The organism is Lentzea californiensis, from assembly GCF_024648825.1.
Lineage (GTDB): Bacteria > Actinomycetota > Actinomycetes > Mycobacteriales > Pseudonocardiaceae > Lentzea > Lentzea californiensis.
The window spans coordinates 132,130-146,772 of record NZ_JANBBE010000009.1 but is presented as its reverse complement, the minus strand read 5'-3'; the positions used below and the strand labels follow the sequence as shown (position 1 = coordinate 146,772).

Here is a 14,643-nt window from a genome sequence, read left to right as displayed (position 1 = left end):
GCCGTCAGGCTCCGCCCTTCTTGTCCTTGCCCTTGTCGTGCTTGCCCTTGCCGCCCGGTCCGGCCGGAGTGCCCCGGTCCACGACCTGGACAGGCGGCGCGACGACCGGGGCGGTCGGCTGCACCACGACGGGCGTGGGGACGAAATTGGCTGTGCGCGCGGGGTCGGACGCCGGCGCGTTCGTGGCCGGCGGCTCGGAGCTCGTCGAGGTGACGCTGTTCCACGTGCTGATCCCCGTACCGATGGCCGAGATCACCACCACGGCCGCCGCGGCCGCGAGCAGTCCCCGTGAGCGGGGCGGCCGGGCCGCGACGAGCGTCGGCGGATCCGCCACCACGGGAGGACGCAGGGCCTCGGCGCACTCGCGGGCGGTCGGACGGCGGGCAACGCTGAGGGCGGTCATCCTGGACAGCAGCCGCACGAGGTCGAACGGCAGGCCGTCCGGCATCACCGGCGGACGGTGCAGGCGGGCGACGGCGGCCTCGACCTCCGAGCCCTCGTACTCGCGGTGCCCGGTCAGGCACTCCAGCAGCACCAGTCCCAACGCGTAGACGTCGGCCGCGGCCGTGACCTCCTGACCCCGCACCTGTTCCGGCGCGAGGTAGGCGGCCGTGCCGACGACGTGGTCGGTCTTGGTGAGACCGGCCCCGCCCACCATGCTCACCAGGCCGAAGTCGGACAGGCGGGGGATCTCGTCGTCGTCGAGCAACACGTTGGAGGGCTTGACGTCGCGGTGGACGAAACCGCGGGCGTGCACGTGGGCCAGTGCGTCGGCCAGGGCCGCACCCACCCGGCGCACGTCCTCGACGGCCATCGGCCCGTCCACGACGCGGTCGCGCAGCGTCCGGCCCTCGATCAGCTCCAGCACCACGTACGGCGTCTCGCCGCCGGGATCCGCGTCGTAGACCTTGACCAGGCCGGGGTGGGACAGTCCCGCGAGCGCGCAGATCTCGTTGTCGATCCGGCGTGCGTCGGAGAGGTCGTCGCCCGGCCGGAACAGCTTGACCGCGACGTCCCGCGCCAGCAGCACGTCCCTGGCACGGCGCACCTGTGCGACCCCGCCGGTGCCGAGCACCTCGCCCAGCCGGTACCGGTCGGCGAGGAGACTCGTTTTCGACATGGGTGCGCCTTTCCATTCGAGCGGGACCGCACAGGGGTGCCCACCCGATCGGTGATCCAACCGTGGAGCAGGCTCCACCTGAGAACACCGGCTGGCGTCATCGACCACTCCGCGCCGCACGACCATCCTGACCAGGACAGATGTCCGGCGAACGAGAGAAGATCATGCCCAGTTCCAAACCGGCACTCGTCCTGCTGACAGGTGCCTTGTGCGCCATGGCGATGACGGGAACCGCAGGCGCCGTCGTGAACGGCGCCGACTCCACCGAGCGCTACGAGTTCATGGCGTCGATCCCGGAGACCGTGCCCGCCGCGGGTGGCGCGAAAGGGGTGTGCGGGGCGTCGCTGATCCATCCCCGGTGGGTCGTGACGGCCGCGCACTGCGTCGACCCGGAGGGAACGGGCGCGGTGCCCGACGGGACGGTCCGCGTCGGCAGCGACCGCAGGACGTCCGGCGGCACCCTGCGCGCCATCGACCACGTGGTGCGGCATCCGGGATATGAGCTCGGACAGCCCAACCAGCACGACATCGCGCTGGTCCGGCTCGACCGCCCGGTGCGCGAGCAGCCGATCCGCATCGCCGTCCGGCCCGGCCGGACGGGAACGCCCACCCGGCTGCTCGGCTTCGGCACCACCGTGGACACGGTCGACATCACCAAGGCCGTGTTCCCCCAACGACTCCAGCAGCTGGACACCCGCCGTGGCGCGGTGCACGAGTGCGCGCCGGGTTACGCCGACCCGACGCGGTTGTGCACGATCAGCCGCAAGCCGGGCGCCATGGCGTGCGTCGGCGATTCCGGCGGGCCGCAGATCCAGCGCGGCAAGCACGGCCGGTGGGAGCTGATCGGTACGACGTCGGGCCCCGGTGACACGGACAGCCTTTGTGCGAACGGCCCTGGCCTCTACACGAACGTGCCGGCACACGCGGACTGGATTCGCGCGACGATCAATGGCCCCTCGCACCGCTGAACACCTCGTGGCTAATGTTGGCTTGCGGCCGCATCCGCCCTTTCACCAGAACGAGGAGAAATCGTGCGTGCAATTTCGGCGTTCGTGCTGACCGCGGCCGCATTGCTGGCCACCGCGTTGCCGGCTTCGGCGGCGACAGTGGAGGCCGTGGTGGCCCTGCAGTCGCAGGCCAGGCTGGAGGCGCGAGGCGTCGCGGTCGTCGTGCCGGTGCGGGTGATGTGCCAGAACGGCGCCACCGGGTCGTTGTGGGTGCAGGTCACGCAGAACGTGCGCGGCGATCTCGCGATCGGCGACAAATACACGGCGAACGTTCCGTGCACCGGCGACCACCACAAGGTCGACGTGACCGTGGTGGCCCGCACGAAAGCGTTCCGGCCGGGCATTGCATTCACTTCCGCTTCGCTGAACGTCTACCTTCCGCCGGAAGGTTCGCGCACCGTCGAAAGCGACAGGGAAATGATGCTCGTCCGATAGTGTCCCGCGCCGGAAGTCGCCGCTGAAGTCCCTGCCGTTCGTGCCGCACGCGGGGCGCTTTCGTGCGCTCCACGCGCACGAAAGCGCCCCGCGTGCGGTTGATCACGGCGTGGCTGAGGCCCGCGACGTTGATGAGGGGAGCTTTCCCAAACCTGAGGTTGATGAAAGCTCCCCTCATCAACCTTCAGGCTTTGATGACGAATTTCCGGCGCAGAACACTAGTTCAGGACCGCCGTTTGAGAGCGGTGGAAGCGCGGACCACGAGCTCCGGCTGGAACTTCACGTGCCGGTGCTCGTGGTCCGGCTCGTTCTCCGACAGCAGCAGCTGGGCGGCGGTGCGGCCCAGCTGCTCGCGCGGCTGGCGCACCGACGTCAGCGGGACGGCGGCGGCCCCGGCGAACTCGATGTCGTCGTAGCCCACGACGGCGAGGTCGTCCGGCACGCGCAGGCCCTGCTGCGTCATCGACTGCAGCAGGCCGAGCGCGAGCAGGTCGTTGGCGCAGAACGCCGCCGTAGGACGGCGGGAGGCGGGCAGGCCCACCAGCCGCTCCCCCGCACCCCTGCCTTCCGCCACCTGCAGGCTCTTGGTCTCCAGGAACGTGAGCGCGTCCGCGGGCAGGCCGGCGTTCGTCAGCGCTCTCAACGCGCCTTCGCGCCGGTCGCGCACCTGCTGAATGGACAGCGGGCCGCCGACCATCGCGATGCGGGTGTGGCCGGTCTCGACGAGGTGGGTGACCGCCAGTTCGCCGCCGAGCACGTCGTCCACGGCCACCGAGCAGCGCGTGCCGTCCGTCGCCTCGCGGTCGACCAGCACGACGGGCGTGCCGCGCTCGGCGATCTGCGCGCTCTCCGCGTCGACCGGGGTGATCAGGATGCCCTCGACGCGTTGTTCGTGCAGCAGCTCCAGGTACTCGCGCTCACGGCCGCCGTCCGAGGCGCTGTTGCACAGGAACAGGGCGAGACCCGCGTCCCGCGCCGCGTCCTCGACGCCGCGCGCCACGTCCGTGAAGAACGGGTTCGCCGCATCCAGCACGACGTAGGCGATCACCCTGCTGCTGCCCGCGCGCAGCTGGCGCGCGGACTCGTTGCGCACGAAGCCGAGTTCCTCGATCGCGGCCAGCACCCGCTGGCGGGTGGCCGGCGCGACGACGTCGGGCCGGTTCAGCACGTTCGAGACGGTCGCGTTGGACACGCCGGCGTGCTGCGCGACGTCGCGGATGCCCACTGACGGCTTCACCGGCGGCTCCTTTGTTGAAACGTGACAACGAATCGTACCCCGCAACCCTTGACACAGTGACGTAACACACCCAGAGTGCTCGTAACTCAGGCGTTAAAACGTTTCAACATCGAGGAGACGGACGTGGACCGACCTCCCGTGGTGGCACTGGACGAGGTGAGCAAGTCCTTCGGCGCCGTCCGCGCGCTGTCCGGGGTGTCGCTGCGACTGCTGCCCGGCGAGGCCCACGCGTTGCTCGGGGAGAACGGCGCCGGCAAGTCGACGCTGATCAAGACACTGGCCGGGGTCCACCGCCCGGACGCGGGCCAGGTGCTGGTCGACGGCTCTCCGCGGCGGTTCTCCGGTCCCGCCGACGCGCTGGCGGCGGGCATCGCGATCATCTACCAGGAGCCGACGCTGTTCGGTGACCTGTCGGTGGCCGAGAACGTGTTCATGGGCCGTCAGCCGCTCGGGCTCGGCCGCCGCATCGACGTCGCCGAGATGCACGCCCGCACGTCCGAGCTGTTCTCGCGCCTGGGGGTCAAGCTCGACCCGGCGCGGCCGGCACGCGGACTGTCCATTGCGGACCAGCAGCTCGTCGAGATCGCCAAGGCGTTGTCGTTCGACGCCCGTGTGATCGTCATGGACGAACCGACCGCGGCACTGTCCGCGCACGAGGTGCAGCGGCTTTTCGGTGTGGTGCAGGCGTTGCGTTCGCAGGACGCCGCCGTGCTGTTCGTGTCGCACCGGCTCGGCGAGGTGTTCGAGCTGTGCCAGCGCGCCACGGTGCTGCGCGACGGCGAGTTCGTGTGGTCCGGCGAGCTCACCGGCGAGACACCGGACTCCTTGGTGCGGCGGATGGTCGGCCGCGAACTGTCCCAGCTCTTCCCCAAGCAGGACACGACAGCTGGTGACGTGCTGCTCTCGGTGCAGCGGCTGACCCGTGAGGGCGTGTTCACCGACGTGTCGTTCGACGTCCGCGCGGGCGAGATCGTCGCCCTGTCGGGACTGGTCGGCGCCGGACGCAGCGAGGTGGCGCGGGCGATCTTCGGCATCGACCGTCCCGACGCCGGTTCAGTGCACGTGTCAGGACGGCGGCTGAAGTACGGCTCCCCCACCGCTGCGATGGCCGCGGGCGTCGGGTTCGTGCCGGAAGACCGCCGCCAGCAGGGACTTGTCATGGACGCGTCCATCGAACGCAACACCGCTCTCGCCTCGCTGGGCCGCCTGTCGACGTTCGGGCTGCTGCGCCGTCGCAGCGAACGCGCTCTCGCCCAGGACTGGGCGGTGAAGCTGCGGCTGAAGTTCTCGAAGCTGAGCGACCCCGTCGGTGTGCTGTCCGGAGGCAACCAGCAGAAGGTCGTGCTGGCGAAGTGGCTGGCGCGCAACCCTTCCGTGCTGATCGTCGACGAACCGACGCGCGGCATCGACGTCGGCACCAAGGCCGAGGTGCACCGGCTGCTGTCCGAACTGGCCGGGCAGGGCGTGGCGGTGCTGATGATCTCGTCGGAACTGCCGGAGGTGCTCGGCATGGCCGACCGCGTGCTGGTGATGCACGAGGGCCGGCTGGTCGAGGAGCTGTCGCGCGCCGAGGCGACCGAGGAACGGGTGGCGATGGCGGCTGCGGGACAGGCGGTGGCCCCATGACCACCCAGCTCACACCCGCCGTGACCCCGCCCGCCCGGCGCACCGCGGCCCGCCGTCTCACCACCCGCGTCGGCCGGGTCCGCGAGCTCGGCATCGTCGTGGCGCTGGCCCTCGTCGTCATCCCCACCGCGATCGTCAACCCGCGTTTCATCCAGCCCCAAAGCCTCCGCGACCTCCTCCTCAACGCCTCGATCGTCGCCCTCCTCGCCGTGGGCCAGACCCTCGTCGTCATCACCCGCAACGTCGACCTGTCCGTCGGCTCGGTCCTCGGACTCTCCGCCTTCCTCACCGCCCAGCACTTCGCCGACAACCCCGGCACCCCGCTTTTGCTGGGCATCGGGTTCGGCATCGCGGTCGGCCTCGCCTGCGGGCTCCTCAACGGACTGCTGGTGGCACTGGGCAACGTCCCCAGCCTCGTCGTCACCCTCGGCACGCTGTACGTGTTCCGGGGCATCGACTACGCGCTCGCCCAAGGCAAGCAGGTCAACGCCGCCAACCTCCCCGACGCCCTGCTGGACCTCGGCAGCAGCCGCGTGCTCGGCGTCCCGATCCTCGTGCTGGTCGCCGTCGTGGTCATCGTGGTGGCCGCCGTCTACCTGCGGTCCTACCGGTCCGGCCGCGAGCTGTACGCGATCGGCTCGAACCCGGAGGCCGCCACTCTCGCCGGCATCCCGGTCGCGAAGCGCACGCTCACCACGTTCGCCGTCTCCGGGCTGATCGCGGGCCTCGCGGGTGCGCTGTGGGTCGCCCGCTACGGCACCGTCGACGCGGCGGCGGGCACCGGCCTCGAACTCCAGGTCGTCGCGGCGGTCGTCGTCGGCGGCGTCGCGATCTTCGGCGGGTCCGGCACGGTGACCGGGGCCGCGCTCGGCGCGCTCCTGCTGGGCACGATCACGAGTTGCCTGGTGGTGCTGCAGATCCCCGCGTTCTGGCAGCAGGCGATCGCGGGCGCGCTCCTGCTCAGCGCGATCACCGTCGACCGGCTCCTGGCACTGCGACTGGCCAAAGCCCTGCGCACCTCCGAAGGGACCAGCCATGCGTAACCTCCTGCGGTGGGAGACCGCGCTGGTATTCCTGCTGATCGTGGTGGCGCTCACCGGTCAGGTCAGCACGGACGGCTCGTTCCTGTCCGGCGGCAACCTCTTCTACCTCGGCCTCGACATCGGCGAGATTGCGCTCATCGCACTCCCGCTCACCCTGGTGATCGTCGCGGGTGAGATCGACCTGTCCGTGGCGTCGGTGCTGGGCCTGTCCAGCGCGCTGATCGGCTGGCTGTGGAACGCGGGCTGGTCGCTGGAGACGATCCTGCCGACGGTGATCGTCGCGGGCGCGGTGTGCGGGGCGGTCAACGGCCTTCTGGTCACGAGGCTCGGCCTGCCGTCGCTCGCGGTCACCATCGGCACGCTCGCGCTCTACCGCGGCCTCGCCCTGGTGGTCCTGGGCGACACGGCGGTCGCCGACTTCCCGGCGAGCTACACGTCGTTCGGCACGACCCCGGTGCCGGGCACCGACATCCCGTACCCGATCGTGCTGGCGGCGGTCCTCGCCGTGCTGTTCGGCATCGCCCTGCACGCCAGTTCGTTCGGCCGGTCCGTCTTCGCGATCGGTGCCAACGAGGAAGGTGCGCGCTTCTCCGGCATCCGGGTCAAGCGCGTCAAGCTCAGCCTGTTCGTGCTCGCCGGAGCCGTGGCCGCGATCGCGGGCATCGTCTACACGTTCCGCTTCTCCAGCGCCCGCGCGGACAACGGCGTCGGGCTCGAACTGGCCGTCGTCGCCGCCGTGCTGCTCGGCGGTGTGTCCATCTTCGGCGGCAGGGGATCGCTCTTCGGCGTGCTCGCGGGCGTGCTGCTGCTGGGCGGCCTGCGCAACCTCCTGATCCTGCAGGACACCTCCACCGAGGTCCTCACCATCGTCACCGGGCTCCTGCTCCTGGTGAGCGTTCTCGCCCCGTCCGTCACCCGTCGCGTCGGAAGTCTGAGGAAGGCCGCGCAATGAACACACGTCTAGTGCTCGCCCTGGTGATGTCCGGGGCCGTCGCGCTCACCGCCTGCGGTGGCACCACGAAGGACAGCGCCGGTGATCAGACCGGTGGCGCCACCAACGCCGCCAAGGGTGATCCCAACGCGCCGCTCAAAGAGGGTCTGAAGATCACGTTCCTGCCCAAGCAGGTCAACAACCCGTACTTCACGGTGGCGCAGAAGGGTGCCGAGCAGGCGGGCACGGCGATCAAGGCCGAGGTCAAGGCCACCGGACCGTCCGACGCGGCCGCCTCCTCGCAGGTCACCTACATCAACACCGCCGCGCAGCAGAAGCAGGACGCGCTGGTGATCTCCGCGAACGACGCCAACGCCGTGGCGCCCGCGCTGAAGAGCGCACGTTCACAAGGGCTCAAGGTCGTCACGTTCGACTCCGACGCCGCCCCGGACGCCCGTGACGTGTTCATCAACCAGGCCACGTCGACCGAGATCGCCGCCGGTCAGGTGAGGCTGGTGGCCGAGGCGACCGGCGGCAGCGGTGAGATCGCGATCCTGTCCGCGACTCCCAACGCCACCAACCAGAACGCGTGGATCGAGGTCATGAAGACCGAGCTCGCGAAGCCCGAGTACGCCGGCCTGAAGCTCGTGGAGACCGCGTACGGCAACGACGACGACCAGACGTCGTTCCAGAAGACCCAGGGTCTGCTGCAGGCGCACCCGAACCTCAAGGGCATCATCTCGCCGACCACCGTCGGTGTCGCGGCCGCCGCTCGTTACCTCAGCTCGTCGGAGTACAAGGGCAAGGTGCAGCTGACCGGTCTCGGCACGCCGAACCAGATGCGCAAGTTCGTCCAGGACGGCACGGTGAAGTCGTTCGCGCTGTGGGACCCGAGCAAGCTCGGCTACCTCGCCACCTGCACCGCCGCCGCGCTCGCGTCCGGGCAGATCACCGGCGCTGAGGGTGAGAAGTACAAGGCCGGTGAGCTCGGCGACTACACGATCGGCGCCGAGGGCGAGGTCGTGCTCGGCCCGCCGACCGTGTTCACCAAGGACAACATCGACAAGTTCGATTTCTGACATGCGCGTCTGCTTCACCTTGCGGGTCCGCCCCGATCGTCTCGACGACTATCGGGCGCGGCACCGCGAGGTGTGGCCGGAGATGCGGGCCGCCCTCAGCGAAGCGGGATGGCGCAACTACTCCCTCTACCTCGCCCAGGACGGCCTGCTCATCGGCTACCTCGAGTGCGACGACTTCGACGCGGCGCTCGCGGAGATGGCCCGCACCGAGGTGAACGCGCGCTGGCAGACCGAGATGGCGGAGTTCTTCGTCGGCGACGGCAACGCCGACGAACGGATGCGCCCGCTCGACGAGGTCTTCCACCTCGACTGAAAAGCTTTGGGAGAACAATGAGCGTGAAGGACGCGCTGCGCGAGCAGCGGATCGAGACGCCGTCGTGGGCGTACGGCAACTCCGGTACCCGGTTCAAGGTGTTCGCGCAGCAGGGAGTTCCGCGCACGCCGTACGAGAAGATCGACGACGCCGCGGTGGTGCACCGGCTCACCGGCATCGCGCCGACGGTCGCGTTGCACATCCCGTGGGACAGGGTCGACGACTACGGGAAGTTGTCCGAGTACGCGCGGGACCGGGGTGTCGCGCTCGGGGCCATCAACTCCAACGTGTTCCAGGACGACGACTACAAGCTCGGCAGCGTCTGCCACCCGGACGCGACGGTGCGGCGCAAGGCGGTCGGGCACCTGCTGGAGTGCGTCGACATCATGGACCGGACGGGGTCGCGCGATCTGAAGCTGTGGTTCGCCGACGGTCTGAACTACCCCGGCCAGGACAACCTCCGCGCTCGCCAGGACCGGCTCGCCGAGGCGTTGCGCGAGACCTACGACCGGCTCGGCACGAACCAGCGGATGTTGCTGGAGTACAAGCTCTTCGAGCCCGCCTTCTACTCAACCGACGTGCCGGACTGGGGCACGGCGTTCGCGCACTGCCTGCAACTGGGCGACCGGGCGCAGGTCGTGATCGACACCGGGCACCACGCCCCCGGCACGAACATCGAGTTCATCGTGTCGTTCCTGCTGCGGGCGGACAAGCTCGGCGCGTTCGACTTCAACTCGCGCTTCTACGCCGACGACGACCTGATGGCCGGGGCGGCCGACCCGTTCCAGCTGTTCCGGATCATGCACGAGATCGTGCTGGCCGACGCGCTGAAGCCGGCCGCCGGTATCGCGTTCATGCTCGACCAGTGCCACAACCTGGAACCGAAGATCCCGGCGATCATCCGGTCCGTGCTCAACGTGCAGGAGGCGACGGCGAAGGCGCTCCTCGTCGACCACAGCGCGTTGGACGCCGCCCAGCGGGCCGGTGACGTGCTGGAGGCGAACGCCGCGTTGATGGACGCCTACAACACCGACGTGCGGCCGCTTTTGCGGGAACTGCGCGAGGACATGGGGCTGGATCCCGATCCGATGGCCGCGTACCGGCGGTCCGGGTACGCCGAGCAGATCGTCCGGGAACGAGTCGGTGGCGAGGCCGCCGGGTGGGGTGCGTGATGGAACAGGTCCAGGCGTTGCTGGGGCGGAGCAACCGGCTCGGCGCCGATCCGCGCAACACCAACTACGCGGGCGGCAACACCTCGGCCAAGGGTGCGGAGACCGACCCGGTCACCGGGCAGCCCGTGGAACTGATGTGGGTCAAGGGTTCCGGCGGTGACCTGGGGACGTTGCGGGAGTCCGGGCTCGCCGTGCTGAGGCTCGATCGGCTCCGCGCGCTGACCGAGGTCTATCCGGGCGTGGAGCGCGAGGACGAGATGGTGGCCGCGTTCGACTTCTGCCTGCACGGCAAGGGAGGCGCGGCGCCGTCGATCGACACGGCCATGCACGGTCTCGTAGACGCGGCGCACGTCGACCACCTGCATCCGGACGCCGGTATCGCCTTCGCGACGGCGGCGGACGGCGAGGCACTGGTCAAGGCGTGCTTCGGCGACCGCGTGGCGTGGGTGCCGTGGCGGCGGCCGGGTTTCCAGCTGGGACTGGACATCGCGGCGATCAAGCGGGAGCACCCGCAGGCCATCGGTGTCGTCCTGGGCGGGCACGGCATCACCGCGTGGGGTACGACGAGCGAGGAGTGCGAAGCGCACTCGCTGGAGATCATCCAGACCGCGCAGCGCTACCTCGACGAACACGGCCGCGCGGAACCGTTCGGTCCGGTGGTCCACGAGCCGTTGCCCGCGGAGGAGCGCCGGGTTCGAGCCGCCGCGCTCGCGCCGGTGATCCGCGGCCTGGCCTCCGCGGACAGCCCCCAGGTCGGTCACTTCACGGACTCGGACGTGGTGCTGGACTTCCTGTCGCGGGAACGGCATCCGGAACTGGCCGCGCTCGGCACGTCGTGCCCTGATCACTTCCTGCGCACCAAGGTCCGGCCGCTGGTGCTCGACCTGCCACCGACCGCGCCGGTGCAAGACGTCGTGGAGCGCCTGAAAGAACTGCACGCCTCCTACCGCGAGGACTACCGGGCCTACTACGAGCGGCACGCCGAGCCGGACAGCCCGCCGATGCGCGGCGCGGACCCGGCCGTCGTGCTCGTGCCGGGCGTCGGCATGTTCAGCTTCGGCCGGAACAAGCAGACCGCGCGGGTGGCGGGCGAGTTCTACGTGAACGCCGTCAACGTCATGCGGGGCGCCGAATCGGTCTCCCGGTACGCGCCGATCGACGAGCGCGAGAAGTTCCGCATCGAGTACTGGTCCCTGGAGGAGGCCAAGCTCCAGCGGATGCCGAAGCCCAAGCCCGTGGCCACCCGCGTCGCGCTCGTCACGGGTGGCGGTTCGGGCATCGGCCGCGCGGTCGCCGAACGGCTGGCGGCCGAGGGCGCGTGCGTCGTGGTGGCCGACCGCGACGCCGACGCCGCACGGGAAGTCGCTTCGGGCATCGGTTCCTCCGACGTGGCGGTGCCGGTCACCGTCGACGTCACCGACGCGGCGGGCATCGCCGAGGCGTTCCGCGCGGCGGCACTCGCGTTCGGCGGCGTGGACCTGGTGGTCAACAACGCCGGTCTGTCGATCTCCAAGCCGCTCGACGAGACCACCGAGGCCGACTGGGACCTGCAGCACGACGTGATGGCCAAGGGTTCGTTCCTGGTCTCGCAGCAGGCCGCCAGGGTCATGCGCGCTCAGGGCATGGGCGGCGACATCGTCTACATCTCCAGCAAGAACGCGGTCTTCGCCGGCCCGAACAACGTCGCCTACGGAGCGGCCAAGGCCGACCAGGCGCACCAGGTCCGGTTGCTCGCGGCCGAACTGGGCGAGGACGGCATCCGCGTCAACGGCATCAACCCGGACGGCGTGGTCCGCGGCTCCGGGATCTTCGCCGGCGGCTGGGGCGCCCAGCGCGCCGCGGTCTACGGCGTGCCCGAGGAGAAGCTCGGCGAGTTCTACGCCCAGCGCACCCTGCTGAAGCGCGAGGTGCTGCCCGAGCACGTGGCCGCGGCGGTGTTCGCGCTCACGGCGGGCGACCTGTCGCTCACGACCGGCCTGCACGTGCCGGTCGACGCCGGTGTCGCCGCGGCATTCCTGCGATGACGGCGGTCGCGGCGGTCGACCTCGGCGCGTCCAGCGGCCGGGTGGTGCGCGGTGTCGTCACCGATGGCCGCGTTCACGTCGAGGAGGTGCACCGGTTCGCCAACGGCCCGGTGCACCGGCGCGGCTCGCTGCACTGGGACCTGCCCGGCCTGTACCGCGAGGTGCTGGCCGGGCTCCGGCTCGCCGGCGAGGTCGACAGCATCGGCATCGACAGCTGGGCGGTCGACTACGGCCTGCTCGACGCGTCCGGCGAACTGCTGGACGACCCGGTGCACTACCGCGACTCCCGCACCGACGGGATCAAGCCGGCCGACGGCCTGTACGAGGTCAACGGGCTGCAGTTCCAGCCGTTCAACACGATGTTCCAGCTCATGGCCGAACCTCTGCTCCCCCGGGCCTCCCAGCTCCTGCTGATCCCGGACCTGCTCTCCTACTGGCTCACCGGCGAACGGGGCGCCGAGTACACCAACGCGACCACGACCGGACTGATCGACGTCCGAACAGGACAGTGGTCCCCCGAGCTGACCCGTGACCTCCCACCCGGCCTCCTCCCGGCACTGCGCAACCCCGGCGACCCCGCCGGTACGTTCAACGGCGTCCCGGTCACCGCGGTCGGCTCGCACGACACCGCGTCCGCCGTCGTCGCCGTGCCCGCCGAGACGGACCGGTTCGCCTACATCTCCTGCGGCACCTGGTCCCTGGTCGGCGTCGAACTCACCGAACCCGTGCTCACCGCCGAAAGCCGCGCCGCCAACTTCACCAACGAGGGTGGCGTGGACGGCACGATCCGCTACCTCCGCAACGTGATGGGCCTGTGGTTGTTGCAGGAGTGCCTGCGAACCTGGGACACCGAGCTGGCACCGTTGCTGCGGGAAGCCGCGCACGCCACCGGTTCGGTGTTCGACCCCAACGACCCGGTGTTCCTCCCGCCCGGTGACATGCCCGCCCGGATCGAGCGGTGGTGCGGCAAGAGCATGTCCCGGGCCGAGATCGTCCGGTCCGTTCTGGACAGTCTCGCGCTCGCCCACCGCGACGCGATCGTCGACGCGCAGCGGTTGTCCGGCAAGGAGGTCGAGGTCGTGCACGTCGTCGGTGGCGGGTCGCACAACGAACTGCTCTGCCAGCTCACCGCTGACGCCTGCGGGCTGCCCGTCGTGGCGGGCCCGGCCGAGGCTACCGCGCTGGGCAACGTCCTGGTGCAGGCGCGTGCGATGGGCGCGGCCCACAGCACGCTCGCCGACCTGAGGAAGCTGGTTCGGCGTTCACAACCGCTGCGGCGCTACCTCCCCCGCTGATCCTTCGAGAGAAGTTTCGAAAACCATTGGTATAGCTCGGCGGATTGACTCTCGTTCGCGCGCACCCCTAGGTTCGTTGCAGGGTCGTCTTTTCACTCCTTCTCGAAAGGAACGTGAGAGATGCGCAGGCGTTCGTTCCTCGGTCTGGCCGCCACCGGTGCACTCGTCCCCACCGCCGCCCAGGCTGATGCCGGGGGCGAACGCTGGGTCAGCACGTGGACGTCGATGCCGCAGCTGACGGAACCGCACAACATGCCGCCGCCGCCGTTCACCCAGGACAACCTCGTGCTGGCGGACGCCACGCTGCGCCAGACGGTCCAGGTCTCGGTGGGCGGGCGGCGGATGCGGTTGCGGTTCTCCAACGCGTTCGGCGGGGCGGTGCTGCCGATCACCGCGGTCACCGTCGCGCTGCCGGTGGACGGCCGCGCGGGCGTCAGCGCGATTCAGCCGGGCACGGTCCGGCGGGTGACGTTCGGGGGCAGGGCTTCCGCGAACGTCCCGGTCGGCGCGCTGGTCCTGTCCGACCCGCTCGGCTTCACCCTCGCTCCGGGCACGAACCTCACCGTGACGGCCTACCTCGCGAGCGGCCAGGCGTCCACGGCGATCACCTCGCATCCCGGGTCGCGCACCACGTCGCACCTGGTGGCGGGCAACCACGTCGACTCCCCGGACCTGCCGGGCGCGACTCCCACCGACCACTGGTACTTCGTCAGCGGCGTCGAGGTGCGCGCGGACGCCTCCGGCGTGGTGGTGATCGGCGACTCGCTGACCGACGGCCGCGGCTCGACCACCAACGGCAACGACCGCTGGCCCAACCAGCTCTTCGACCGGTTGCGGGGCAAGGACATCGCGGTCCTCAACCAGGCCGCGGGCGGCAACCGCGTGCTGAACGACGGCCTCGGTCCCAGCGTGCTGGCCCGGCTGGACCGCGATCTCCTCGCGCAGAGCGCCGTCCGATGGCTGATCCTCTTCGAGGGCGTCAACGACATCGGGACGGCCGCACCGGACGAGACCGCCCAGAAGCAGGTGTCCGACGACCTGATCGCCGCGTACCAGCAGATCGTCGACCGCGCCCACGCACACGACATCAAGGTCTACGGCGCCACACTGCTCCCGTTCGGAGGCAGCGGTTACGACGATCCCGGCGGCCTGCGCGAGTCGGCCAGGCAGGCCGTCAACCGCTGGATCCGCACGAGCCGCCGCTTCGACGCGGTCATCGACTTCGACGCCGCCGTGCGCGATCCGGCCGATCCGCGGCGACTCCTGGCCGCCGCGGACGTCGGTGACCACCTGCACCTGAACCCGACCGGCTACCGGATGCTCGCGGAGGCGGTGCCGGTCCGCCTGTTCCGGTAGCCGAT

At 70.3% G+C, this 14,643-nt stretch carries 13 protein-coding genes; 11 read left to right on the top strand and 2 right to left on the bottom strand.

Annotated features, from left to right (window positions below):
- Positions 1-4: 4 nt before the first annotated feature.
- Positions 5-1,120, bottom strand: coding sequence for a serine/threonine-protein kinase (locus LX88_RS29625; RefSeq protein WP_258951058.1), 1,116 nt, complete (start codon positions 1,118-1,120; stop codon positions 5-7).
- 164 nt (positions 1,121-1,284) lie between these two features.
- Here LX88_RS29625 and LX88_RS29620 point away from each other — a divergent pair, with 164 nt between their 5' ends.
- Both LX88_RS29620 and LX88_RS29615 read left to right on the top strand, forming a co-directional pair.
- Complete coding sequence (locus LX88_RS29620; protein ID WP_258951057.1) at positions 1,285-2,088, top strand: S1 family peptidase; 804 nt, start codon at positions 1,285-1,287, stop codon at positions 2,086-2,088.
- 63 nt (positions 2,089-2,151) lie between these two features.
- Complete coding sequence (locus LX88_RS29615) at positions 2,152-2,562, top strand: hypothetical protein (RefSeq protein ID WP_258951056.1); 411 nt, start codon at positions 2,152-2,154, stop codon at positions 2,560-2,562.
- Positions 2,563-2,785: 223 nt separating this feature from the next.
- Here the strand turns inward: LX88_RS29615 and LX88_RS29610 are convergent, their stop codons facing one another.
- Complete coding sequence (locus LX88_RS29610; protein WP_258951055.1) at positions 2,786-3,799, bottom strand: LacI family DNA-binding transcriptional regulator; 1,014 nt, start codon at positions 3,797-3,799, stop codon at positions 2,786-2,788.
- Between the two features lie 108 nt (positions 3,800-3,907).
- Between LX88_RS29610 and LX88_RS29605 the strand changes: the two genes are divergently transcribed.
- The 9 genes from LX88_RS29605 (at position 3,908) to LX88_RS29565 (ending at position 14,638) form a co-directional block, all read left to right on the top strand.
- Positions 3,908-5,425: a sugar ABC transporter ATP-binding protein gene (locus tag LX88_RS29605; protein WP_372511443.1), complete on the top strand. Its 1,518-nt coding sequence runs from the start codon at positions 3,908-3,910 to the stop codon at positions 5,423-5,425.
- Positions 5,422-6,468 carry an ABC transporter permease gene (locus tag LX88_RS29600; protein WP_258951053.1) on the top strand — a complete coding sequence of 349 codons (1,047 nt, stop codon included), beginning with the start codon at positions 5,422-5,424 and terminating at the stop codon, positions 6,466-6,468. Before LX88_RS29605 ends, LX88_RS29600 begins: the two co-directional genes overlap by 4 nt.
- On the top strand, positions 6,461-7,420 hold the full coding sequence (locus LX88_RS29595) for an ABC transporter permease (protein ID WP_258951052.1): 960 nt from the start codon (positions 6,461-6,463) through the stop codon (positions 7,418-7,420). Before LX88_RS29600 ends, LX88_RS29595 begins: the two co-directional genes overlap by 8 nt.
- On the top strand, positions 7,417-8,478 hold the full coding sequence (gene rhaS, locus LX88_RS29590; protein ID WP_258951051.1) for a rhamnose ABC transporter substrate-binding protein: 1,062 nt from the start codon (positions 7,417-7,419) through the stop codon (positions 8,476-8,478). Before LX88_RS29595 ends, rhaS begins: the two co-directional genes overlap by 4 nt.
- A 1-nt stretch (position 8,479) precedes the next feature.
- Positions 8,480-8,791 carry an L-rhamnose mutarotase gene (locus LX88_RS29585; RefSeq protein ID WP_258951050.1) on the top strand — a complete coding sequence of 104 codons (312 nt, stop codon included), beginning with the start codon at positions 8,480-8,482 and terminating at the stop codon, positions 8,789-8,791.
- Between the two features lie 17 nt (positions 8,792-8,808).
- Complete coding sequence (gene rhaI, locus LX88_RS29580; RefSeq protein ID WP_258951049.1) at positions 8,809-9,963, top strand: L-rhamnose isomerase; 1,155 nt, start codon at positions 8,809-8,811, stop codon at positions 9,961-9,963.
- Complete coding sequence (locus LX88_RS29575) at positions 9,963-11,987, top strand: bifunctional aldolase/short-chain dehydrogenase (RefSeq protein ID WP_258951048.1); 2,025 nt, start codon at positions 9,963-9,965, stop codon at positions 11,985-11,987. Before rhaI ends, LX88_RS29575 begins: the two co-directional genes overlap by 1 nt.
- Positions 11,984-13,282, top strand: coding sequence for a rhamnulokinase (locus LX88_RS29570; RefSeq protein ID WP_258951047.1), 1,299 nt, complete (start codon positions 11,984-11,986; stop codon positions 13,280-13,282). Before LX88_RS29575 ends, LX88_RS29570 begins: the two co-directional genes overlap by 4 nt.
- 120 nt (positions 13,283-13,402) lie before the next feature.
- The gene (locus LX88_RS29565) at positions 13,403-14,638 is read left to right on the top strand and encodes an SGNH/GDSL hydrolase family protein (protein WP_258951046.1); all 1,236 of its coding nucleotides are present in this window, start codon (positions 13,403-13,405) and stop codon (positions 14,636-14,638) included.
- The last annotated feature ends 5 nt before the right edge of the window (positions 14,639-14,643 follow it).

Bases quoted from the DNA above. Each gene is read 5' to 3' on its own strand.
- LX88_RS29625 (WP_258951058.1), bottom strand. From the start codon at position 1,120: ATGTCGAAAACGAGTCTCCTCGCCGACCGGTACCGGCTGGGCGAGGTG.
- LX88_RS29620 (WP_258951057.1), top strand. From the start codon at position 1,285: ATGCCCAGTTCCAAACCGGCACTCGTCCTGCTGACAGGTGCCTTGTGC.
- LX88_RS29600 (WP_258951053.1), top strand. From the start codon at position 5,422: ATGACCACCCAGCTCACACCCGCCGTGACCCCGCCCGCCCGGCGCACC.
- LX88_RS29595 (WP_258951052.1), top strand. From the start codon at position 6,461: ATGCGTAACCTCCTGCGGTGGGAGACCGCGCTGGTATTCCTGCTGATC.
- rhaS (WP_258951051.1), top strand. From the start codon at position 7,417: ATGAACACACGTCTAGTGCTCGCCCTGGTGATGTCCGGGGCCGTCGCG.
- LX88_RS29585 (WP_258951050.1), top strand. From the start codon at position 8,480: ATGCGCGTCTGCTTCACCTTGCGGGTCCGCCCCGATCGTCTCGACGAC.
- rhaI (WP_258951049.1), top strand. From the start codon at position 8,809: ATGAGCGTGAAGGACGCGCTGCGCGAGCAGCGGATCGAGACGCCGTCG.
- LX88_RS29575 (WP_258951048.1), top strand. From the start codon at position 9,963: ATGGAACAGGTCCAGGCGTTGCTGGGGCGGAGCAACCGGCTCGGCGCC.
- LX88_RS29570 (WP_258951047.1), top strand. From the start codon at position 11,984: ATGACGGCGGTCGCGGCGGTCGACCTCGGCGCGTCCAGCGGCCGGGTG.
- LX88_RS29565 (WP_258951046.1), top strand. From the start codon at position 13,403: ATGCGCAGGCGTTCGTTCCTCGGTCTGGCCGCCACCGGTGCACTCGTC.